Genomic DNA, 24,243 nt, shown 5'->3' on the forward strand with positions numbered 1-24,243 from the left:
GCCGTCATTACATGTCGGTTGATGTAAACATCACATAAATCTATTGTATAGTATAATTGAAATAACTTCCTGTTTTTCTAGCTAGTAAATTTGAAAAATTATTTTTGATACTCATAATTTTGTAAATATACTAGAATGTCTTGAAAACATGATATTTATACCGATACTAAAGTAATGATTATCAATTACACTTTGCTGTAATTACGTCCGGATTTTTTCGAGCTTGCTCGAAACGTTTTTTTTCAAAATCTGTGACATCCGCCAGAGGTATTGGGGCTACATGATGCTGGTCACACACCTTCATTACTACAAGACGCACCACATTTAGACGGTGTTCCCTTATTTCGGTGGGCATTTAATTAATCGATGAAAAAAGTAAAACAAGAATTTAACTCTGTCTAGTGGAAGGGGATAAATTCTGAATCAAGATAATTGAAAATGAACATAATCATTTTCCCATACATAAAAGATGAAAGGGTGGTTCGATTGAATCGAAAATTGACAGCAGGGGTCATAACAAGTCTTTTACTTGCACCTACGGCTATAGCGAATGCACAGGAAAATGATGCGCAAACTCGTGTGACACCACAGACAGAGCAAGTTGGCTATGCCAACGTGGTAGCAGCTGCTACGACAAGAGAGCAGCTCATTGCAGAATTTGGTAAGTTATCTGAAATTTCTTCAGGTGATGAGATGGTGATTGCAGAAGGAAATCTCATTGTTGTACAAAATTCTGGAGATTTTAATGCTGATGAAAAAGCAATTATAAAAGCGAAGTATGAATATGTAGTAAAACATCGCGAGCTATTAACAAAGCTTAAAGGAATGGGCAATAAAGTTAATGGAATTTTGTATTCAAGTAAAACGTTTTTTGAAGAAGTTGAAGCTGTAAATGACGAATATGTTAAATTTTTAGGAGAAAAAGAACCAACAGATACAACATCCTATCTATATGTACAAGCTCAATTTAAACAGGCCGTTGATACAGCGCTTATAAATAACGCAAGTAGTATTGCTCCTACTATGCGTAACTCGGTGTTGCAATATGGTTATGATAAGGCAGCACGTGATGCGTATTTTGGCAAAAAAGGACTGGACGTTGGAAAACTATCAAAATTAGGTAAGGATGTAGAAGCTACTGAATTGATTGCTAGCGAGCTAGTGGATTTAGTTAATTTATTGGAGAGTTCTGCAAATTTTGAAGATATTTCGACTGCACTAAACAGTTTTACAACTGGATATAATACCTTAACTGCAGATCAAAAGAAGGTGGTTGAAGCTTATAATCCAAACGATGCTTCCGTAACGCCCTTCAAAAAATATAAGGACGCTCTAACGAGTCAGTCTGCTGTAGAAAAAGTTATTTTAAGTATTAATCAGCTGAAAGCAAAACAATCATCTGAATTCACATCAGCAACAAATTTCATTAGTGCGGTATCGTCTGTTGAAAAAGCATATAACAGCCTTGATACGGCATCAAAAAATTTGGTGACAAACGCTTCTATACTTGAAGAGTATAAAAAAGCGGCTGAAATTTCCAAGCGAATTTCAGCACTACGTGTATCAAGTGATGCTGCTTATCGTACAGAAGTAGCTTCAATTAAAGATATTTATGATAATCAATTAACCCTAGAAAAGGGATATATAAAGAATGCGGCTGATTTTGAAATAGCGGTCGCGAATATTGCTTCTGCACAACAGATTGAAGGACTCATCTTGGCAATTGCAGGTGCTTCAGATAAAGTACAAGCAATTAAAGATGCTCGAACTGCTTATGATGCTCCTCCAGCACCATCTGGAACAACAATCAATGCGGCAAATGTCAAAAAAATTGTTAATAATCTAGCAGAGTTAACGAAGTGGGAAAAGGTTTATAACGCGTCTTTAACTGTGGATAAATTAATCGATAGTATTGATCCAACAGCTTCTACTTTTGAAAGCAAGACATTAGCTGCACAGGCTGCTTTCGATAAGCTTGGAGAAAGTGAAAAGACGTTAGTTCAAGGCACAAATAAACTAACTCTGTTTTTCAAATATGCGGATGTATCGAAAAAAGTGAATGCACTGAATTCTTCTGTGTCTGACTACAACGCACAGCTTGAAACATTGAAAACTGCAGTTGCTGCTTTAGATGCTTCGGGCAGTGAATATGCAGCAGCGCTTGATAATATCAAAGATAAACTCAATGAAAAATTAACAGCTCTTACAAACGAAGCATCAGCAGTAACAGATGTTATGAGCAAGATAGACAGTTTAAATACATCATCTAATCTCGTACAGGATATGCTAGATGCTCGTTCAGCTTATAATGCTCTACCATCAGCAGCAAAAAGTCGTGTAACGAACATTAAAGTTTTAACAGATTTTGAAAAATCACATAAAGCTGTTGTGAATGTCATCTCACTCTTTGAAAAACTTGATCCATCTTCTAAAAGCTATATTTCCAAAGCGAAGTCAGCTTTTACTGCTTATGCAAAGCTAGATGACAATAATAAAGTATATGTAAAAAATTACAAGGATTTAAAAGATATAGTACCAGTTGTAGATGTCATTGTTCAAATTACTGCTTTAAATCCTTCTAAAAAAACGTATAAAGTGGATGTAACAAAAGCAACGGAGACATACGCAGCATTAGCAGATGCAACACTTCAAGGGAAGGTTGTCAATTATGCTGACCTAATAAAAGCACAGGGGTATATCGATACAGCCAAAAACTTTGATGCCCGTGTCGCAGCATTGGCGAATGAGAATCCTGACACATTTGTCAAAAAGGTAGCCGACCTAGCTGCAGAATATAAGACGATGGATAAAAATGTGAAAAAGCTGGTGGAAGAGTACAAAACGTTAAGTGCGTATGAAAAAAACAATAAGGCTGTAGTAAAGGTTATTCAAATGATTGATGCCTTAAATCCAACAAGTAAGGATTATACGAAAAAGGTACTTGCTGCTCGCAAAGCCTATAATGCACTTGATACAGTATCTCAAAAACGAGTGACGAACTATGATAATCTGACAGCAGTTGAGGATGTAGCTTCTTTGATTGGTCTTATTGCTTCATTAAAGCCAACGAGTAAAACATTCTATCAGGATATGAAAACAGCTCGTGAGCTTTATGATTCACTACCTGAAGCGAAACAACAAGCTATCATCAACTATGATGCTCTGGTGGCAGCAGAAAATGAACAGGGCTTAGCGCAGAGCGTGATTGAGCTTATTAATTTAACAGAAGAACAAGATGCAGACTATTTAACGAAGCTGATGAATGCACGAATAGCCTATGATAAGCTGTCATCGAATCAAAAGAAATTAGTGACAAATATTAAAGATTTAACAACACGTGAAAAAGCGGTTAAACCGATTTTAAGTGTGATGGTTCAAATTAATGAGCTAGATCCAGAAGCACAAAACTTTGTTAGTAAGTTTAACGCCGCACGTAAGGCCTATGACAAACTATCAAAGGATCAGAAGAAATATATTGATAATATTGATATACTCTTAAAATTTGAGCCCGTTTCCAATGTGATGGAATTGATTAGCAAACTAAAATCTTCTAATAGTACATTCCTTCAGGATACATCACGAGCCCGTTCATTGTACGATGCACTGCCTGCTGATTTGCAGCAATATGTGACAAACTATTATTTATTGCAAGCAGCTGAGTCTAGTATTTTAGGTGCTGGGAATGTAATGCAGATGATCAATGACTTACCATCTATTGATCCAAAGCAATATGTGAAACGTATTCAAGAGATTCGTGCGGCTTATAATGCTTTACCAAAGGATCAGCAGCGAGCTGTACAAAATTACAGAGTGCTACAAGATCAAGAGAAGCTAATTAAGCCTGTTATTAGTGTGGTAGAGGATATTGACCGACTATTAACAGCCAAAGATATGAACAGCCAGTATCAAAAGATTTTAAAAGCTTATGATAAGCTCAATGCCGATCAAAGACGCTATGTCTATAACGACCAGCTATTGCTGTCATTAGACAACGTGATAAAAGTTTATAATAGCATTGCTAACTTGAACCCGAAGGATAAGTTCTACTTTGGTATGATCGAAGCGGTGCGTAGAGAGTATGATAGCTTGAATACAATAGATAAACAGCGTATTTCCAACTACTCTATTTTATTAGAGGCAGAGAAAAGCATGGCTGATGTCAAGAAAGTGGTTGAGTTAATAGCGGGACTTTCACCAAGCTCGCCAACCTATATTGAAGATGTGGCTAATGCAGTTGCTGCTTATAAAGCGCTGGATTCAAAAGTACGAGGACAAGTCATCAATGAGGATGTATTAAAGCAGGCTGAAAAAGATGTGGCAGCTGTTTTGAAAGTTGTCCAAGCCATTGGCGGCATTGATCCAGAAAGCTCATCCTTCGAGAAAAAAGTATTAGCTGCTCAAAAAGATTATAGTAATTTATCGATTGAGCAACAGGGGTTAGTTTATAATTTCCGCATTTTAGAAGAATATCTAAAAATGATACAATAGTCTGACGAAAAAGGAGTTTCCCCAATGAAGATTGCGGGAAAACTCCTTTTATAACGAGAAAATAATGGATCTACTTATAAATTTCCAAAAAAGTGAAACTATATCAGATGAAATTCGTATCTTATAATGTGCTTACTTATTTTTATTGCATCATGGATACATATTCATTTGACAGAGTGAGGAGGTAGCCCTGTTGAAAAAAATACTTTGTATAGTGGTCCTTTCAATAGCTGCAACCATAGGAAGTTTAACTAATTCAAGTCAGGTAGAAGCTGCATCTGCAAAAGCTGTAGATGTGACTAGTTCATATTGGGCAAATGCTTCCATTCAACATATGCTCACTAAACAATATATGACTACATATAACGATCATACATTTAAGCCTGAGCAAGCTATTACGAGGGCTGAGGCTGCCGCTACCATTGCTCGTTCTCTCCAGGTAAATGTAGACATTGCGAATTCCGCAAAATTTAAGGATGTTCCTGCAACACATCCATATTACAAGGAAATTTGTCAGCTCGTTCAGCTAGGTGTTATTCAAAAAGGTGATGAATTTCATCCAGAAGAGCCTTTGAAGCGAATGCAGGTAGCGAAAATGCTAACACTTGCCTATCAGTTTAAGGTAGATAGCAAAAACAACAGCCAGTTTGCAGATATTGCTAGCACACATTGGGCAAAAGATTATATCGAATCCTTAGCAGATATAGGCATTGTTAGTGGAGTGGATACGAAACATTTTGCACCGGACCAATTCGTGACGCGTGCACAGTTTGCTGTTTTTGTTGAGCGCAGCATAAATTTTCAGCAAAAGATAAAGCAGCTGGAAGTAGCCTATGATTATTTAGCGAAGCAATATATCCCAACAAAAAACCTTTCTACAGAATGGTCTAAAAAGGTCATCGAATTAATTAATGTGGAAAGAAAAAAGAATAAGCTAGAAACGGTTGTCTATGATCCAGAGCTGACACAAATCGCGATTATCAAAGCACAGGACATGGTGAATCGCCATTATTTTGAACATGTTTCTCCATTTTATGGTGCACCTTGGGATTTAGCGACATTATTTGATTACGATTACACAAGCTTTGGCGAGAATATTGCCAGAAATATAAAAACACCTGAAATTGCTGTAAAGGCGTGGATGGCTTCCCCTAGTCATCGAGAGAATATTTTAAAAGAACATTATACAAATACAGGTGTTGCGATAGCACAGGACATCAAAGGAAATTACTATTGGGTTCAAATGTTCTCTAGTCAATAAGTTGTTGTGTAACAAAGAGTCTCTAATATTACAGGAATGTTACGAAAGATCCAAAATACGATAAAAAAATTTCCTTTTGAACGCTGGAAATACCACCAAACGTTGGTATTACAGCGTTTTTTTGCTGTCTAAAACCGTTACACAATTGAAAAATAACAATCGCTTTTTTTGTGATAGTCTATGTATAGGCAAAAAAGTTTTGAGAGGGGTATAACAAAAGTATGAATAAGAAATGGTTATTACCGATTTTTGCATCTTTTATGTTATTTTCAACAGCTCATATAAACACTGCTGAGGCAGCGACTAAAGCAGATGTAACTGATACAGCTTCTAAATACGTAGGTATTCCATATAAATACGGCGGTACAACAACAAGTGGTTTTGATTGCTCTGGCTTTACTTCTAAAGTATTTTCAGATTTAGGCATTCAATTAAATCGCACATCTGGCTCACAGTATCAACAAGGTACTGCAGTAGCGAAAAGCGATTTGCAAGTTGGCGATTTACTATTTTTCAATACAAGTGGTAGTGGTATTTCACATGTGGCTATATACATAGGTGACGGTAAAATGATCCACTCTCAAACTGGTCAAGGCGTAAGTTATTCAAGTGTGAATGATCCATATTATTGGAGTTCTCGTTATGTAGGTGCTAAACGCGTTGCGACATTTGATACACAACAGCAAGCAGAAGTTAAACAAGCAGCAATTGACTTTTCAGTATATGCTTCTCGCGCAGAGGTAGCTGTCCAAATTGCGAAAGCTTTGAACTTAGATACATCTGATACAAATGCTGGTTTTGTAGACGTAAAACCATCCAATGCCCATGCAGGTGCAATCGCAGCTGTGGCAAAACTAGGCATCTTTGAAGGCGATGCGAATGGTAAATTCAACCCGTCTTCGCCAATTACACGCGCACAAATTGCTAAAGTATTAGTGGTAGCATTTGGCCTTGAAAACAATGGTGGAAGTGTAGCATTTAGCGATGTACCTCAAAATAGCTGGGCTAATGGATATATTTCGACTTTAGCATCAAATGGTATTACAAATGGCGATGGAGAAGGTAGCTTCGGTTCAGATGAGTTACTTAAAATCGACCAACTAAAAGTATTTATCAAACGAATTCAACAATAAGTTCATAAAGTTAACACTTTAATTGTGTTATAGATTGCAAGAATTGATCTTTTGAATAGCGTATAATGGAAGAAGGGTTTGCAATCGCAGACTCTTCTATTTTTATGATAATTTTGTAGGAAAGGGTGTGACTTGGAAAATTAAATTTTAACAGTTCTATTGTCTGATGCATTATTTAGCTAATTTTGTTAAAATGGACACGTTAAGAGAACAAGAAGGGAGGAAATAAGACATTGAACATCAAAAAAATTAGTCTTATCTTGTGCGTCTTATTGATTTCGGCTTCTATGTTTACGATACATAGTGCAAGTGTCAGTGCAGCTACCAATTCAAATATAACATTTGAAGATGTCACTAAAACACACCCAGCCTATGAAGAAATCAATTATTTAGTAAGTTTAGGTGTTATTCAAGGATACTTTGTCAATGGTAAAAGAGTATTTGGCCCAAATAACAATGTAACAAGAGGACAAGCTGCTAAGATGGTTGTAGTTGCTTCAGGTAACAAACCATTAGTTGTTAATAAATCAAGCTTTTCAGATGTTACAGTAGGCACTGAAATGTCAGGTTACATAGAACGTGCTGTCCAATTAGGATTTTTCGACAAAAATATAAAAGGTGAATTCCTACCAAATAAGCCTCTAACTCGTGGAGAAATGAGTTATGTATTAACAAAGGCATTCAATTTAGATACTAGTGAGTATGAGGGAATTGACTCACCATTTACGGACGTAGCGATTACACATGAATATGTGAAATACATTAATACCATCTATTATAATGGTATTACGAACGGAACGGGTGATAAGTATTTACCAAATAGTACTGTAACACGTTCACAATTTTCTTTATTCGTTGCACGTGCAAAAAGTGAAAAATATCGCTTAGAATTACCTGTAAAAGGTGTACAAGTGCCAGATACATCACAAGTGATTGGCTTAGTAAAAGTTACTACAGAGGGGTTAAACATCCGTAAATCAAAGGATTCCTCTTCTAGTACTAACATCGTAGGTAAAGTCAATACAGGCGGTAAATTATCAGTATATGCAGTTGAAGGCAATTGGTTAAAGGTAACTTATAAAGGTGCATTTGCCTATGTTTTTAAGCAATACACTGAATTTTTAGATGCAGATGGCAATGAGCTAGGAGCAGTCGAAAAAGAAGTTACGACAAATGGTGCTGTAAACTTATATGTGAAGCCAACATCTTCCGCAAAAGTAATTTCATCAGTTAAAGCCAACGAAAAACTACCAGTTTACAAAACAATAGGTGGCTATTATTTAACACAAGTAAATGGTTTGCCAGGTTATATTGTAGCAAACAGTACTACGGATGCTACTGGAGAAGTAAAACCTAATCCGGATCCAACACCACCACCAGCTTCTGGAGATGTATTAGGTAAGGTAACGGTTGCTAACCTAAATGTGCGTAGTCAAGGTAACTCAACTTCGCCAGTGCTATTTAAGCTGAACAAGGGAGAGTATGTCCAAGTTAATAGCATTAATGGTTATTGGGCAGAAATCACCTATAATGGTCAAACAGGATATGTTCATAAATCCTATTTAAAACTATTAAATCAAACAGCTAAGCCTTTACAAAATCGTATTATCATCCTAGACCCAGGTCACGGTGGTAAAGATCCAGGTACTGTAAAAGGTTCTGTTTCTGAAAAAAGCATTACATTAAAAGTCAGCACACAAGTTAAGCAATTACTAGAGAATGCTGGTGCAAAAGTTTATATGACACGTACTGGTGATACGTATCCATCATTACAAGATCGTGTAGATTTTACACAAGCAAACTATGGTGAGATTTTCGTTAGTATCCATGTTAACTCTGCTGCCAATGCGTCAGCACAGGGTACTGAAACATATTATGCAATATCTACAGGAGATATGTATCAAGAGGACATCGATTTAGCTACATTTGTGAATAACCAAATTGTTAACAATTTAAATATGAAAAACCGTGGTGTGAAGCAAGAGCAATACTACGTCATTCGTAACATGGTGATTCCATCTATTTTAGTGGAGCTAGGATTCTTAACGAATACAGAGGATCACAATAAAATGACGAATGATCAATACGTTAAATTATTTGCAGAATCTATTTACAATGGTATTTTGCAATATTACAAGAAACAATAATAGTTGAAGAACGATTCCAAAGGGGTGCTATCTTTTGGGATCGTTTTTCTTACTTTATACATACCCGCATTCGAAAAATACAAACAAATCTATAAAAAAATGGCTGCCTCGTTCCTTAGGAGGCAGCCATTTACTATTATTTCACGGTATTGATGAATTTAATATAATCCTTACTAATATAGGCAGGTTCAGTGGGTAATTTATCTGAAACAACTTGATACCAACCATTTGCTCCTGTATCTGTGACAATGACGGGCATATTACTTTTGCTAAATGTGAACAATGGACTTTGACTTGTTGATGCGTCTGCACGAACATTTAGACCAGCTGTTGTAGTTAGGGCAATTTTATAAGGGTTATTTGCATCTTTAAAGCCTAAAGCCTTTTCTGCACGATAGTAGTGTCCAGCAATTTTAGCGCCCCAGAATGGATCTGAAGCGTATTTTACATTGAAACCGATAGCCTTAGAACCGACCACTGCACCATTCGTATAACGTCCTCCTGGTGTAATATAATTTGGCTGTAAGAACCTTTCAACAAGCTCATTAATGTTTGCACCAACACTATCAAACTTTTTGTTTAATGGGTTTGTGTCATAGACATATAAACCAAATAGATTGTTCAAGTTTTGCGCGTGATCACTCATACCATAAGCGCTCTCATGCTGTGCTAGAGATAAAATAAGCATAGCATTAATATGGGCATTTGCTTCTACTTCCTTTAACACAGAGCCTAAGCCAATTAATTTACTTTTTGTTGTTGCATCCTTATAAATGGTAGCACCTGAGCTTTCAACTTCCGCTAATTTTTGCAAAATATATTGATCTAGCTCTTCTGCTGTATATTGAGTTGTCGCACGAGCGGGTAGGAATTGATAGTAATTATAGCCTTCTCCTTTTGAAGAACCATTGGCATTTGTAAAATTAATGCCATCCCAGCTAAAGTATTTTTCGCCTTGCTTCATAAAGCTAGGAGCCTTACCGTACACGTAACTAGAGGAATACTTATTCGTTTTATAATCATATAGGGTATGCTTGATTTCACCATTTTCATTTGAATAGAAAGAACGTCCCTTCACTAATGCAGAAGGAATTAAGCTAACGTCAGCCTGTTTTAAATAGCCTACATGACCAGCTAAGCGTACTTTTACTTGTGTGGCATCACTGCCTAGATACTCCATTTCTGTATTACCAGCAACAGCGATTTGATCCTTAATTGTTTCAGAGTTCAGTGCAACGTAATTATTCGTTACAACATAACCCGAAGTCATTTTTATAATTTTATTATTTTGAGTAATCACTAACGAATTACTTGTCATCGCTTTTTCAGCTGCTTCAAAGGTAGGAAGGCTTTGCTTGTCTACTAGATTGCCATTTGAAATTTCTTTGATGATATATGCTGTAGTATTACCGTTATTCCCAGTATTTTCGTTGTTACCAGCGTTTCCATTATTATTGCCATTATTCTCTGAGTTTCCGTTGTTTTCGTTATTCTCAGTATCCATTTGATCGGCAAGAAGAATTAAACGTAGAATGAATGTTGAAGCTTCACCGATAGTGGCATTGTCTCTAGGTAAAAACATGCCATTAGAGCTTCCTTTAATCAGTCCTAATTGTGCACCAATGGCAATATCCTGACGGAAATCTTTAAAAATAGTGGCATTGTCTTTAAACGTAATAGAAGAAGTACCTTTTGGTATTTTTAAATAATCCACCGCTCTAATTAGCATAACTGCCATATGCTCTCTTGAAATGCGTGCGTCAGGCTTAAAAGAGCCATCCGTATACCCTGTGATAATTCCAGCAGTAGCGGCAAGCTTAATTTCATTTGCATATAAATAGGTGTCTGAGACATCTGTAAACGTCATGTCGCTTTTTGTACCTAAATCTAAAGCTTTTGCTATGTATGTGGCAAATTCACCGCGTGTAACCGTGTCATTTGGACGATAGCTGCCGTTTGCATCTTTAATCAATGCATCTTTAGAGATTAAATAACGCAAGCCACTTTCGTGCATATGGCCTGATAGCTCATCAGCATTGGCCGATTGTGGTTGCCAAATGACTACACTAATAAGCATCATAAGCAACATAAAAATTGATCGTTTTTTCATAGTTTTACCCTCCTAAACTGATATCATTTTAACAAAGTTATACAATCAAGTTAAGGGTCAAATGTTAGAAATATCATAAAATATGCCAACGAATTCTAGGAAATAAGTAGGCTTTTCGTTTTTGTAGAAAGATTTTGTATGGAATAAGGGAGGGGGAGTGAATCAAAATTCATATGAGTTTCTTCTATTATATAGTGGTTTTCTGTTTAGCCCAAAAAATAATGCCGCCCATTGTTTGGAATGGACGGCATTTTTGAAAAATATTAAAGCATTTCTGAAGTTGTTTTTGCTTGCATATGCAGTTGTAGGTAGTCTGGTCCACCTGCTTTTGAGTCTGTACCTGACATGTTGAAACCACCAAATGGTTGGTAGCCAACGATGGCACCTGTACAGCCACGGTTGAAGTAAAGGTTTCCTACATGGAATTCTTCACGTGCTTTTTCTAAGTTCACACGGTTTTTCGTGATGACTGCACCTGTTAAACCGTATTCTGTATCGTTCGCAATTTCAATAGCGTGATCGAAATCTTTTGCTTTTGCGATCGCTACCACTGGCCCGAAGATTTCTTCTTTCATAATACGTGCAGAAGGTTCTACGTCTGCGAACACAGTTGGCTGTACAAAGTAACCAACTGAATCATCTGCTGTACCACCAGCCACTAGACGACCTTCGCCTTTACCGATTTCGATGTATTCCGTAATTTTGTTGAATGCCGCTTGGTCAATAACTGTTGCCATGAAGTTGCTGAAATCTGTTGGATCTCCAACTGTTAAAGCATTTGTTAATTCTTCTACACGATTAACAACTTGCTCATATACATCTTCTACGATGACTGCACGAGAACAGGCTGAACATTTTTGACCTGAGAAGCCAAATGCTGATTTGACGATTGATTGTGCAGCTAATTCTAAGTCTGCTTCTTTATCAACTACGATTGTATCTTTACCGCCCATTTCAGCGATGACACGTTTAATCCAAATTTGACCATCATTTAATACAGAAGCACGTTGGTTGATACGTAAACCAACATCACGTGAACCTGTGAAGCTGATGAAGCGTGTTTTTGGATGATCGACTAAGTAGTCGCCTACTTCAGCACCAGAACCTGGTACGAAGTTCACGGCACCTGCTGGAAGACCTGCTTCTTCTAATACTTCGATAAATTTATACGCCACTACTGGTGTTGTAGAAGCTGGTTTTAATAAGACTGTGTTCCCTGTTACTAAAGCGGCCACTGTTGTACCAGCCATGATAGCAAATGGGAAGTTCCAAGGAGAAATAACGATACCGATTCCTAATGGAATATAGTCATAACGGTTGTATTCGCCTGGACGGCTTTCTACTGGTTGACCGCCTTTAATGCGTAGCATTTGGCGACCATAGTATTCCAAGAAGTCGATTGCTTCCGCTGTATCTGCATCTGCCTCTGCCCAAGGTTTCCCTGCTTCTTTTGTTAGTAATGCAGAGAATTCATGTTTACGACGACGAATAATAGCTGCTGCTTTGAACAAAACGTCAGCACGAATCGCAGGGTCAACTTTTTTCCATGTTTTGAATGTTTCATCCGCTGCTTGCATCGCTTTTTCAGCTAACTCTTTGCTTGCTTTTGACACACGGCCGATCACTTCTGTTTTCTTTGCAGGATTGTACGAAACAATTTTATCTTCTGTTGTAATGCGCTCGCCACCAATAATTAGTGGGTAGTCTTGACCTAAGTAACCTTCAACTTTATTTAAAGCCTCCACATAAGCATTGTAGTTTGCCTCTTGTGAAAAATCTGTGAATGGTTCGTGTTTGTATGGAATCATGTCAGTTTCCTCCCCATGGATAAGTGATGCCAAATGATTATGCACCTTTTAAGATTGTGATAATTATATAATGCAATATAATTTGGCATTTATCAACTCAAATCTTAAAATTTTTTCAATTTTTGCATCTGTTTTTCGTATTGGTGTTAGAATAAGCTTAATGGAATACAGGAGGACAAGATGGATAATAATGTACTACAAAGTATTTATAAATATGTCATTGAAAAAGGTGATATGGGAATTTGCGTCGTAGATACGGATGGCAAGTTGCTCATATATAATAAAAAAATGAGGGAATTAGAGGGTGTTAACGAAGATGAGTTTGAGGAAAGGCGAGCCTTAGAGATTATTGATTTTGAGATTGAAAAAAGTGATATTTATAAGGTCCTCAGCTCTGAAACACCCATTTACAATATCAAAAAAACGTATTGGAATAAAAAAAATCAAGAAGTGACCTATATAAGCAATATTTATCCGTTGCACTATGAAGGTGCTTTAGTGGGGGCTGTGGAATTTGCGCGAGATATTACACAGCTTGAATATATGATGTATCAGCCATTAAGAAGATATGGCGCACCATTGACATTTGATATTATCACCGCTGTATCACCAGTCATGAAGGATGTTATTGAAAAAGCAAAGATTGTAGCGCTAAGTAGAATGCCTGTTGTCTTAATAGGGGAATCAGGTACAGGCATTGATATGGTGGCTGAGGGAATTCATCATGATCTAAAGGTTCAAAATGATATGTTTATTGCTTTAATTTGCCGTCGAGACGAAAAAACGGTTTTAAAGCAATTTGAAAAATATATTATTGAAAAGGAAAAAATCACTTTTTTTGCAGAGCGTATCGAATATTTATCGCTTGAAGCACAGGAAAAGATTGTTGAGCTTTTTAATAATCACCCAAATCATCAGCATGTTCTAATCGCTAGTGTTGGCAAAGACCCAATTGATTTAATTCAAAAGCAAGAGCTATCTAAAAAGCTGTATCGACTTTTTTCTGGCATCACAATATATGTACCACCTTTACGAGAAAGAAAAGAGGATATCATGCCCTTTATCGATGACTATTTCAAACGGCATCGTGATAGCTTTGGCTCATCGATTCAAGGGCTTTCAGAGGAAGTGCGTGAAACCTTTTTAAAATATGATTGGCCAGGTAATCTAAAGGAATTGGAAGTTCTATTGGATGAAATTACGTCGTTGATTACCAATGAAATGATTGTGGAGTCACATATGTTGCCTGTCCATTTCAAATGGAAAATCCAAAGCTCATGTGAGGAAACGGAAAAAGAAGTATCTACGAGTGACTTGTTTGTAATTAAAAATCAGCAGGATATCCGACCGTTAGACGTCTACATGAAAGAGGTAGAGGAGTACTATATTTCGAAGGCGTTAGATTTTCATCAGGGGAATATTTCTAAAACTGCTGCGGCATTGGGGATTCGTCGTCAAAGCTTACAATATCGCGTTAAAAACTATAAGCTCAATAAAAAAAGCGAAAACATTGATTAACGATGTTTTCGCTTTTATTGTTGATTTGATGGATAGAATCACTAAATTGATGGATAGAGCTATCTAACTGATGGATAGACTCCCAAAAGTGACGGATAGAACTATCTAACTGATGGATAGCATCTAGCTTGTAATGATTATTTTCCTTTTTTTGAAAGGCGACCAAGAGCAAATGCCGCAGCTCCTAAGCCGATTGCCATATTTGTTTTTTTATTAAACACTTGTTTTGTCACAAGTGCCACATTTTGTGGGCGTTCTGCTAAACGGCGCATAAAGTAACCGTACCAATCGTTACCAAATGGTAGGTATGTGCAGAAGTTATAGCCTTCACGTGCAAGATCTAGCTGCATTTCTTTACGGAAACCATATAGCATTTGGAATTCGAATTTTTCATTTGGAATATTATGTTGTTTCACAAATTGTTTTACATGGTTAATAACATTATGGTCATGTGTAGCAATCGAAGTAAATTTACCATGTAATAAATGATACTCGATTAGTTTTAAATAGTTGCGATCAATATCACCTTTTGATTGATATGCTACATTTTCTGGCTCTTTGTAGGCACCTTTAACGATTCGTAATCGGAAGTTTTTGTATTTCTCAATATTTTCTTCTGACTCGAAGAAGTAAGCTTGAATAACTGTACCTACGTTATCAAACTCTTTGTGTAGTTCCTCTAATAATTCAAAAGAGCTGTGTAAGCGTTCGTAGTTTTCCATATCGAAATTTACGAAAATGTTATATTGATGTGCCAGAGCCACGATTTCTTTTAAGTTTTCGTAGCAAAATGCATAATCAATATCTAAACCTAATTGAGAAGGTTTAAGGGAGATGTGAGCATCAAGCTTTTCATCATGAATAGCTTGAACAACAGCTAAAATATTATTTTTTGCAGCTGTTGCTTCTGATTTTTCGTAGACGAATTCGCCTAGATTATCGACTGTACATGAAATATTAGCATTGTTTAATTCTCTAATCGATTGCACAACTTCAGGTAAGCTTGTTCCAGCAACTACACTTTGAGCACCCATTTTTAGACCATATTTTTGTGCAGCGCTATTTAATAATTTGTTTTCTGATAAGTAAATGAAAAAATCACGTAATACCATCATATGCCTCCAAAATTGAAAATTTTAAATTCTTGGCGATTATAACACTTTTTTTGAAAAGTAAAATGGCTAGATTTTTAGAAAAATTTTTTTGAAGAAGCGATAAGGGGAGAAAACTATTGTATTGATTGACTTTTGAAAGTGAAAAAAACAAATAAAAAAATTTTTTTCAATAAAAGGGACTTTTCAAAATAATAGTTTTGAATTATGTTGAAAGGTATGTGTATTACACAAAGCATGTAATTGTTAAGGGAATTTTCTGATATTTAATCAAGGTGCTCAATTGATTTTTGAGTCCTTTTGGTATTTTAATATAATGTTAAAAGTAATTATCTTTAGAAGAAATTCTAAGATAATTACTTTTTTATTTCCATTATAAATATCATATTAATAGTAGTTCATAGTAAAAAAAAAGTGGGTGTATTATAATAGAATGGTGTATAATCATGGATAAAATATGTACAATTTGTGAAGATATAGTTACTTTTGATTTGTAATACTGAAGGCAATATGACTACTTTAAACTAAGATAAGGTGGAAAGTATGGCAAGAGGCAGAAAATTTAATTCAAATGGAGAGCGAAGCAAACAAATCTTACTTGAAAAAGCGATAGAGCTATTTTCTGATAAAGGTTATTATCAGACAAAAATTAGTGACATTGTAAAGGCTGCCAATGTAACACAGCCTACTTTTTATCTGTATTTTAAAAGCAAGGATGCCCTTTATAATGATTTAAATATACAATTCCAAAGTGGATTTTTGGAAGCGCTGGAAAGTCAATCAACTGAAATTGTTGAAAACGGCTTAAAAGGATTTGTCACGCTGTTAGAGCAAAAGTTATTAAACTTGTTCGTTTATATTACGGAAAATCCCAAATTGACAAAAATCGGTTTTATCGAATCAGAGCAATCCCATATAGTGAAAAAACAACTGACACAGCAAATTATCCACCTAATTTATCTTCATGATTGCGACAAAGATTTGCAGATGTATAGTGTGGATATGAAAATAATGATAGACAGCTTAGTCGGATCAATGGAGCGACTCATCATAATTTATTTATTAGAGCAAAAAAGATTACCTGCTGATCTGGCAAATGATATTATACAATTATATTTTTGGAAAACAAAAAAAACGATATAAAAAATCCTCTCAACGATAAAATGTCTATCGATGAGAGGAATTTTTTTACTGGTTTATTTTTATATGCTGATAGTAGCCTTTTTGACCCTTGCTATTTGCATGAATAAGTAGCATATATTCTTGATCTGCTACTAAAGGTTTTGCTGGGGTAACGACAAGTGTTTGCCCTTCAACTTTAGCAGTTATAGATACTTCATTTGCCCCTAAAGCAACTAGTTGAACGTGATCTTTAGCAATTTGTGAAGAAAGAACTGCAGGGATTTTCACACTTACTTTTTCTTTTGTTGCATTACTCTTTGCAGTAGATAACTTTCTATATTTTGGATACTGTTCCTTTAGAGCATCAAAATGTGCTTGGAAAATAGGAGCTGATGTTGTTTGTATATTTGGCTTAACCCCTACTTCGTGAATAATCTGACTAGCAGGTCCTGTAAATTTACCGACTGTTAGCTTTAAATAACTTCCATCATGTAAGGTATAAAAGCCTTGCATAGCACCTTTTCCATAGGTTGTTTCACCATATAATATAGCCGCCTTTTGGTCTTTTAGTGAGGCGGAAAGCATTTCAGAAGCACTAGCACTATAGCGATTCACGAGAATACGAGTATTTTTTGGAAATTTTGTATTTTGGTGAACTGCTGGTATTGTGTAGGAGGCGTGTGCTTCCTCTAATAAATAGGCGATTTTAGCAGATGGGAATAATCCTGTCATTTCTTCCGCTGTTGTCACGTAACCCCCACCATTATTTTGTAAATCCAATATGAACGATGTTGCACCACGTTGTTTTAAGTCAATAAGCGCTTTTTTGACAAGCTGTGCGCCATCTTCAGAAAAGGAAGCCAACGAAATATAGCCAACATGCCCAAACAGTAATTCAGATTGTACATTTGGTAATGTGAATTTTTTTCGTGTAATAGTTTTAGTCGTTGTTGTTTCATTATTATGCTTGATTGTAACCTTCACTTGGGTCCCTTCATTACCGATTAAGAGGGAAGAGGTTTCTTGTGTAGAGCGACCAATAATAGATTCACCATTAACGGCAATGATGATATCTCCAGCCTTAATATCAGCTTCAAAGGCGCCGCTACCTTCAATTACTTGTAAAATATGAATCCCATCTTCGTGTTCTTCAATTATAACACCAATCCCAATTGTTGATAGGTTAATGCTATTCATATAATCCTCAAATTCTTGCTTTGTAAAATAAGTGGAATATGGATCAAGCATCTCCATGATTTCTGAGATGGACGTGGCTTTCTCTAAGTTTCCATCGATTGTTCCAACATAAGTATTTTTAATGATCTCCTTAATTTCCTTCATAAGCTGTTGATCATTACTTGCAGCATGAGTAGCCGTGAAAGGAATTAGAAAGAAGGCTAGAACAAATACAAACGACCACATTAATTTTTTCATTGGACACCTCTTTTCTAGAACTCGAAAAAGGAATGCACCATGCTCATTAGGTGTTTAATGGATGGATACATTTTACAATTGAGTATCTATTTTTTATTATACATGAGCTGTAGGAATTGTGGGGGGATTAAATAAGATAAAAGAATCTGCTTGTTATGAACAGCAAGCAGATTCCAATAAATTATTTTTTTATTTCGCTGAGGCGTTATTAGTTAGCTTATGAATCATAATGCCAATAAATGCGCCAACTATGGCTGGTAAAAGCCATCCTAAATTTTGCTCATACAGAGGCAATGCTTTTAGCATGTTTTCATACGGCGCGATTTCTACCTTCATTTCTTTTAAGCCACCGTAAAGGCTAACAAGGAAAGTTGGAATGAGCGCTAAAATATAAACAATTTGTCCACCTTTAAAGAAATGGTCCGCTAATGATAATACCATCAATACCATCGCCAGTGGATAAATGATTAACAGTACAGGTAAAGATGCACTAATAATTGTTGAAAGACCAACATTTGTAATAGCTGCACTAATAATAGTGAAGACAATCAAAAATGTCTTGTACGAGATTTTTGGGAAGAGCTTGTGGAAATATTGGGCATTAGCAGTTAATAAACCGACAGCCGTTGATATACAAGCTAGTAAAATAGTAGCAGACAAAATAATACTTCCAAGACTACCAAAAAGCACTTCCGCTGATTTTGCAATAATATCTCCGCCATTGGCAGAGGCACCAATTGCAGTAATACTTGTATTCCCGATATGACCGAGTGAGATATAAACAAAAGATAAACCTATAGCTGCAACCACACCAGCAAAAATCGTCGTATTAACTTGCTTTTTCTTATCTGTCATGCCCATATCACGTAAAGCTTGTAAAATAACGATACCGAAAACAAGTGCACTTAGAACATCCATTGTTAAGTACCCTTGTACAAAGCCTTCAGCAAAAGGAGAGCTAATATATTTTCCTGCTGCTTCCCCTGGTTCTCCCATTGGAGAGATAAAGCTTTTGACAGCGAGCAATAAAATAACTAGAAGCAGGGCAGGTGTTAAGATTTTTCCTACTCGATCGACAAGCTTCGAAGGGTTAATAGAGAGATAAAGAATTAGGGCGAAAAATAAAATAGATGTGATTAAAAGCGGCGCCCAATGCCCCTTCATCGCTTCAGGAAGGAACGGTGCAATCCCTATTTCATAGGACACAGATCCAGTTCGCGGTACAGCGAAGAACGGTCCAATGGCTAAATAAACAATGGATGTAAAGATTACGCCAAAAGCAGGGCTAACACGATTGGCAAGCAGCTGTAAATCGCCTCCTGCTTTGGCGACAGCAACGATAGCTAATAGTGGTAAACCGACACCTGTTATTAAGAAACCGATCATAGCAACTGTGATATTTTCACCTGCTTGTTGACCTAATAACGGTGGAAAAATAATATTCCCAGCACCCAAGAATAAGGCAAATAATAGCAATCCTACTGCTAAATTTCCTTTGATGAAATGCAAGATGTTTTTCATAAGTATAAAAACTCCTTTAAGATTGAAAAGATAAAACTTTCTAAAAATTTTAAATACAGAAGTGTATGTTATCATAGGAACAAGAATCTGGCAATGAATATATTATTGCAATATAGTCGGATTTTGTCGTATTCTATAGGATTACTAAAATGTTTGAAAAATAGTCAGTATTTCCGATTTTTCATGAAGCAGTTATCTAGTATGATAGACACACAAGGAAATATTCTAGCACGAACGGAGGCAATTTGGTATGCAAAAGACAAAAAAATGGAGAATTCTTGTTTTAAGTACTATCGCAACTTCATTTTTAGCACTACAAACAGCAGAAGCAGCAACTTACACCGTACAAAAAGGCGATACTTTATCCAAAATCGCGCAACATCATCAAGTTACGATTGAGGATATTATGAAGTGGAATAATCTATCGAAAGATACGATTTTTGTAGCTCAAAAGCTTGAAATTCAAAAGCAAACAACGAGTGAGGGGACAAAACCTTCAACCCCATCAACATCTGTCAAACCTACTGCTGGCTCTCATACAGTGGCGAAAGGTGACACATTATCAAAAATTGCAAAGCAATATAATGTGTCAATTAAAGATATACAGGAATGGAACAAGCTTGAGAAAGACATAATTTACATTGGACAAGTATTAAAGATTTCTTCAGGAGCCGTGAAACCCGGGGGCGAATCTATACATAATAATGTGACTTCAGATACGGGCACACCATCCAAAGTGACAGATAAAGATCCTACAGCAAATGGACAAGCTATTTATAAAAAAACAGTTGAAGTGGCAAATACATTGGTTGGGACACCCTACCTATACGGTGGTAATACGCCAGTGGGTCTTGACTGCAGTGGATTTATTTTCTATGCCTTTAATCAAGGCGGATTAAAAATAGGAAGAACAAGTAGTGAGGGGTATTTTAATGGCAACACAACACTTGTGGAAAACCCAGTACCAGGAGATCTAGTTTTCTTTGAAAATACATATAAAGAAGGTATTTCTCATATGGGCATTTATATTGGGGATAATAAATTCATCCACGCGGGCACAGATGGCGTAGAAATTTCAGATGTTACTTACACTTACTGGTCTTCTAAACTAGTAGCTTATAAACGTTTTGATAGTGTGAAATAAAAAAGGAGTGATTTTTGCTTACGCAGAAATCACTTTTTATATGACATAAACAAACCCCCTTCTTAACGAAAGAAGGGGGTTTTGATGTTATTGTGTAACACGCGCTGTCCAACGGGAGAGATCAGCATCATTTGCATCAACAAGCTCTGCTGGGAAAACAAATGTCCAAGGCTTAGTTGAGTTTGGTTGTACAGTTAAGATTGGGTCCATTTTAAATGAGCCTTTGGCAATTTGTTTGCCTGTTGCATCAATAATTTCTAATGGCAATTGTTCAAGATTAATTGCTTTATTGTGGCCATTGCGGATAAAGATCGATACATTTAAATTACCATTTTCAGCTAGCTTTGCCTGTAAACCTGTGAAGTTTACCTCTGTTTCGCCTAGCTCTGGTAATGTTTTAACGATTTTTTCAAGCTCCTCTTTTTGAGCTGCTGGTAATTGCTTTTCCCAAGATGGATCAAGCTCTAATTGGTGTCCGCGAAGGGAAACAAGGTTAAAGGCAATTTTCCAGCCTTCTTCAGGAACCTCATCAACTTTGATGGTAGACTTGTCAAATTCGAATACCCATGGACGAGCACTTTCTGCTGGAATTGTGCCAAGTGCTTTAAAATCGAATTTTTTAGATGCTACAAGCTCATCATTTTTATCCATAATGAATAGTTCGATTTCACCTAGCTCAATCGCTTGTGGTAAAGATGAACGGAAAAATGCACGTACTAACCATTTTCCACCACGACCTTCTTCAATACTAATAGAAGATAGAGATAATTGATTTGGTTTCAATGGTTCTAGCTCATTAGCAAGGAAGTTAAAGATATATTTTTGCTCCTGAGGTACGTCCCATTCTGGATGGAAAGAAAGCTTTGTTTCAACATCACGGTTTTCACCTTTATTTGTAGAAACAGTACCTAGCAAGTCTTTTGAGTCAATTGTGTTTTCTTGAACGATTTTGTCTGATTTTTTAAAGAATGAAAATAAGCCCATTATTGTTCCTCCTGCTGTGCTTCAATTGTTTTCATGAAGCTTGTAATTTCTATAATGATTGAACGACGTAGTTCTTGGAAATTTTTACCGAACAATTCCAGTCCTTCACGTTGGTAAATTCGCATCGGATCTTCTTGTTGATAATGACGTAAGCCTATTCCTTCTTTTAAATGCGCCATGGCTTCCAAATGTCTTACCCAGCCACTATCGATGTAGCTAAGCATAACTTGAGGGATAGCTTGAAGTATTTGCTCATTTTCAGAGAATTTTTCGATTTTATTAAGTAGTTCTAGTTCAGATGGTTCGATATCTGCTAGTATCTGTTTAATTCTTCCGACCTCACGATCGATTGTAACAGGCGTAATGAATAGTGAGTTTAATGTTTGCTCCATACGATCATAATCCCATTCGATAGAAGAAACATCTTCTGGTGCAGCATCACGAACAGCAAAATCAACTGTTTCACGTAGCATTTTTTTTAGCTCGCCCATTAAGTCTTCACCAGCTAAAATTTTGTCACGTAATCCATAAAGAACCGTGCGTTGATCATTAATAACATCATCTAGTTTTAAGTTGTATTCACGCATGCCGTATTGAGAACCTTCCACAATGCGCTGCGTACGATCTATAAGCTCCTGCACCTCTTTGTTTTGAATAATGCCATTTTCATCTGTGACCATTTTTGCAGAGAATTTTTCAACTTCTTCTTTTGCGTAACGACGGAACATATCATCTTCAATAGAGAGAATGAAGCGGCTTTCGCCTATGTCTCCTTGACGACCTGAACGACCACGTAACTGATTATCTACACGTCGACTTTCATGCTTTTCTGTACCCATTACATATAAACCACCAAGATCATGCACTTCTTCCCCTAGCACGATATCTGTACCACGACCAGCCATATTTGTTGCTACAGTAATACGACCTTTTTGACCTGCTTGTGAAATAAGCTCTACTTCTTGCTCTACGGTTTTTGCATTGAGTAATTGGAAAGTTAATTTTTCTTTTTTTAGATAATCAGCAACCGTTTCGGACTGTAAGATTGATGTTGTACCAATGAGAATTGGTTGACCTTTTTCATGACGTTTTTTAGTCTCAGCTGCAACATATTTATATTTTGCCTCTTGGGTGCTAAAAATAATATCAGGCTGATCGACACGTTGACGTGGACGGTTGGTTGGAATTTGCACAACTTCCATACCGTACACTTCTCGAATTTCCTTTTCCTGTGTTTTCGCTGTACCCGTCATCCCAGAAAGTCTCGGATACATACGGAAATAGTTTTGAATTGTAATTTGCGCCATTGATTTATTTTCATCCGTGATGGTAACGCCCTCTTTGGCTTCAATTGCTTGATGTAAGCCATCAGAGAGTGAGCGACCTTCTAAAATACGGCCAGTAAACATATCAACAAGCTCAATTTTGTCGTTTTTAACGATGTAATCTACATCACGTTTAAACATGACGTGTGCACGAACTGCTTGAATCACATAATGGAAAAGTGTTTGATGTTCTAAATCATACAGATTATCAATATTGAAGGCAGCCTCAACCTTTTCAATACCTTTGTCTGTTAAGGAAGTAGCTTTTGTTTCTTCATCAAAATCATAATCTTCCTCGACTTTGAAACGTTTGGCTAGCATGGCAGCAATTTGATGTAATTCGTTATTCGATGCCATTTTACCTGCGATAATGAGAGGTGTTTTGGCCTCATCAATCAGGACACTATCTACTTCATCAATAATGGCAAAGTGATATGGTCGTTGAACCTTATCTGCCAAGCTATGGGCCATATTATCACGTAAGTAATCGAAACCGAATTCAGTTCCAACACCGTATGTAATATCTGCGTTGTAAGCTAATTTTTTTTCATCTTGCTCCATCATCGGTACATTTAAACCAACAGTTAAGCCAAGGAACCGATGGATTTGACCAACTAACTCATAGTCTCGTTTTGCAAGGTAATCATTTACTGTGATAACGTGAACGCCTTTACCTTCTAATGCTCGTACATAAGAGGGAAGGGAAGCAACGAGTGTTTTACCTTCACCTGTAGGCATTTCAGCGATATTGCCTTCAGTCAATACAAGACCACCGATAAGCTGTACATCAAAATGACGCATACCTAATACACGCTTTGAGGCTTCGCGTACAACTGCAAAGGCGTCCGGGATGATTGATGTAATAGGCTCACCTTGTTCTAATTGATTTTTGAAAATAAAAGTCATTTCTCTTAATTCAGCATCTGACTTGTTAACATACGTTTCTTCAAGATTATTAATTTGATCTACTATTTTATAGTAGCGCTTTAATTGACGAGCACTAGTTTGCTCTTTGTTACTTTTGAAAATTGAGAACATGAAATATACGCTCCTTTAAAGTTGTCTACATGCTAGACACTTCATTATTTTATCAAATTTTGCGAATGGTGACTACAATTGACTGTATAGGAATCTAT

Annotated in this window: 14 protein-coding genes; 7 read left to right on the top strand and 7 right to left on the bottom strand. The window is 36.5% G+C overall.

The window, feature by feature from the left end; genetic code table 11:
• The first annotated feature begins 477 nt into the window (after positions 1-477).
• From NST76_RS02925 to NST76_RS02940, 4 genes are all read left to right on the top strand, one after another.
• On the top strand, positions 478-4,488 hold the full coding sequence (locus NST76_RS02925) for a cell wall-binding protein (protein ID WP_342545237.1): 4,011 nt from the start codon (positions 478-480) through the stop codon (positions 4,486-4,488).
• A gap of 193 nt (positions 4,489-4,681) precedes the next feature.
• Positions 4,682-5,749, top strand: a complete 1,068-nt coding sequence (locus NST76_RS02930) for an S-layer homology domain-containing protein (RefSeq protein WP_342544609.1) — start codon at positions 4,682-4,684, stop codon at positions 5,747-5,749.
• 221 nt (positions 5,750-5,970) lie between these two features.
• A complete protein-coding gene (locus tag NST76_RS02935; RefSeq protein ID WP_036124282.1) occupies positions 5,971-6,882 on the top strand; it encodes a C40 family peptidase in 912 nt (303 codons plus the stop codon).
• Between the two features lie 233 nt (positions 6,883-7,115).
• On the top strand, positions 7,116-9,029 hold the full coding sequence (locus NST76_RS02940; RefSeq protein WP_342544610.1) for an N-acetylmuramoyl-L-alanine amidase: 1,914 nt from the start codon (positions 7,116-7,118) through the stop codon (positions 9,027-9,029).
• 136 nt (positions 9,030-9,165) lie between these two features.
• On the opposite strand, the gene NST76_RS02945 is transcribed toward NST76_RS02940, so the two are convergent.
• Both NST76_RS02945 and pruA read right to left on the bottom strand, forming a co-directional pair.
• Positions 9,166-11,139, bottom strand: coding sequence for an S-layer homology domain-containing protein (locus tag NST76_RS02945; RefSeq protein ID WP_271912385.1), 1,974 nt, complete (start codon positions 11,137-11,139; stop codon positions 9,166-9,168).
• A 263-nt stretch (positions 11,140-11,402) separates the two neighbouring features.
• Positions 11,403-12,947 carry an L-glutamate gamma-semialdehyde dehydrogenase gene (pruA, locus tag NST76_RS02950; RefSeq protein WP_036119871.1) on the bottom strand — a complete coding sequence of 515 codons (1,545 nt, stop codon included), beginning with the start codon at positions 12,945-12,947 and terminating at the stop codon, positions 11,403-11,405.
• 180 nt (positions 12,948-13,127) lie between these two features.
• Between pruA and NST76_RS02955 the strand changes: the two genes are divergently transcribed.
• On the top strand, positions 13,128-14,465 hold the full coding sequence (locus NST76_RS02955; RefSeq protein ID WP_036121141.1) for a helix-turn-helix domain-containing protein: 1,338 nt from the start codon (positions 13,128-13,130) through the stop codon (positions 14,463-14,465).
• A gap of 137 nt (positions 14,466-14,602) precedes the next feature.
• Here NST76_RS02955 and NST76_RS02960 read toward each other — a convergent pair whose 3' ends face one another.
• Positions 14,603-15,577, bottom strand: a complete 975-nt coding sequence (locus NST76_RS02960; protein ID WP_058843863.1) for a proline dehydrogenase family protein — start codon at positions 15,575-15,577, stop codon at positions 14,603-14,605.
• Between the two features lie 543 nt (positions 15,578-16,120).
• Here NST76_RS02960 and NST76_RS02965 point away from each other — a divergent pair.
• The gene (locus NST76_RS02965; RefSeq protein WP_342504118.1) at positions 16,121-16,720 is read left to right on the top strand and encodes a helix-turn-helix domain-containing protein; all 600 of its coding nucleotides are present in this window, start codon (positions 16,121-16,123) and stop codon (positions 16,718-16,720) included.
• A gap of 45 nt (positions 16,721-16,765) precedes the next feature.
• Here NST76_RS02965 and NST76_RS02970 read toward each other — a convergent pair whose 3' ends face one another.
• Both NST76_RS02970 and brnQ read right to left on the bottom strand, forming a co-directional pair.
• Positions 16,766-18,133: a S41 family peptidase gene (locus NST76_RS02970; RefSeq protein ID WP_340812561.1), complete on the bottom strand. Its 1,368-nt coding sequence runs from the start codon at positions 18,131-18,133 to the stop codon at positions 16,766-16,768.
• A gap of 189 nt (positions 18,134-18,322) precedes the next feature.
• Positions 18,323-19,654 carry a branched-chain amino acid transport system II carrier protein gene (gene brnQ, locus NST76_RS02975; RefSeq protein WP_340812562.1) on the bottom strand — a complete coding sequence of 444 codons (1,332 nt, stop codon included), beginning with the start codon at positions 19,652-19,654 and terminating at the stop codon, positions 18,323-18,325.
• A 250-nt stretch (positions 19,655-19,904) separates the two neighbouring features.
• Between brnQ and NST76_RS02980 the strand changes: the two genes are divergently transcribed.
• Positions 19,905-20,798, top strand: coding sequence for a C40 family peptidase (locus NST76_RS02980; protein WP_036121127.1), 894 nt, complete (start codon positions 19,905-19,907; stop codon positions 20,796-20,798).
• An 87-nt stretch (positions 20,799-20,885) separates the two neighbouring features.
• Here the strand turns inward: NST76_RS02980 and NST76_RS02985 are convergent, their stop codons facing one another.
• Together NST76_RS02985 and secA2 are read right to left on the bottom strand one after the other, a co-directional pair.
• Positions 20,886-21,782: an accessory Sec system S-layer assembly protein gene (locus NST76_RS02985; protein WP_036121124.1), complete on the bottom strand. Its 897-nt coding sequence runs from the start codon at positions 21,780-21,782 to the stop codon at positions 20,886-20,888.
• On the bottom strand, positions 21,782-24,145 hold the full coding sequence (gene secA2 / locus NST76_RS02990; RefSeq protein WP_036121120.1) for an accessory Sec system translocase SecA2: 2,364 nt from the start codon (positions 24,143-24,145) through the stop codon (positions 21,782-21,784). The genes NST76_RS02985 and secA2 overlap by 1 nt, the downstream gene beginning before the upstream one ends.
• Positions 24,146-24,243: the final 98 nt, after the last annotated feature.

Origin of the sequence: Lysinibacillus sp. FSL W7-1291 (assembly GCF_038593415.1) — a bacterium.
GTDB classification, from domain to species: domain Bacteria; phylum Bacillota; class Bacilli; order Bacillales_A; family Planococcaceae; genus Lysinibacillus; species Lysinibacillus fusiformis_D.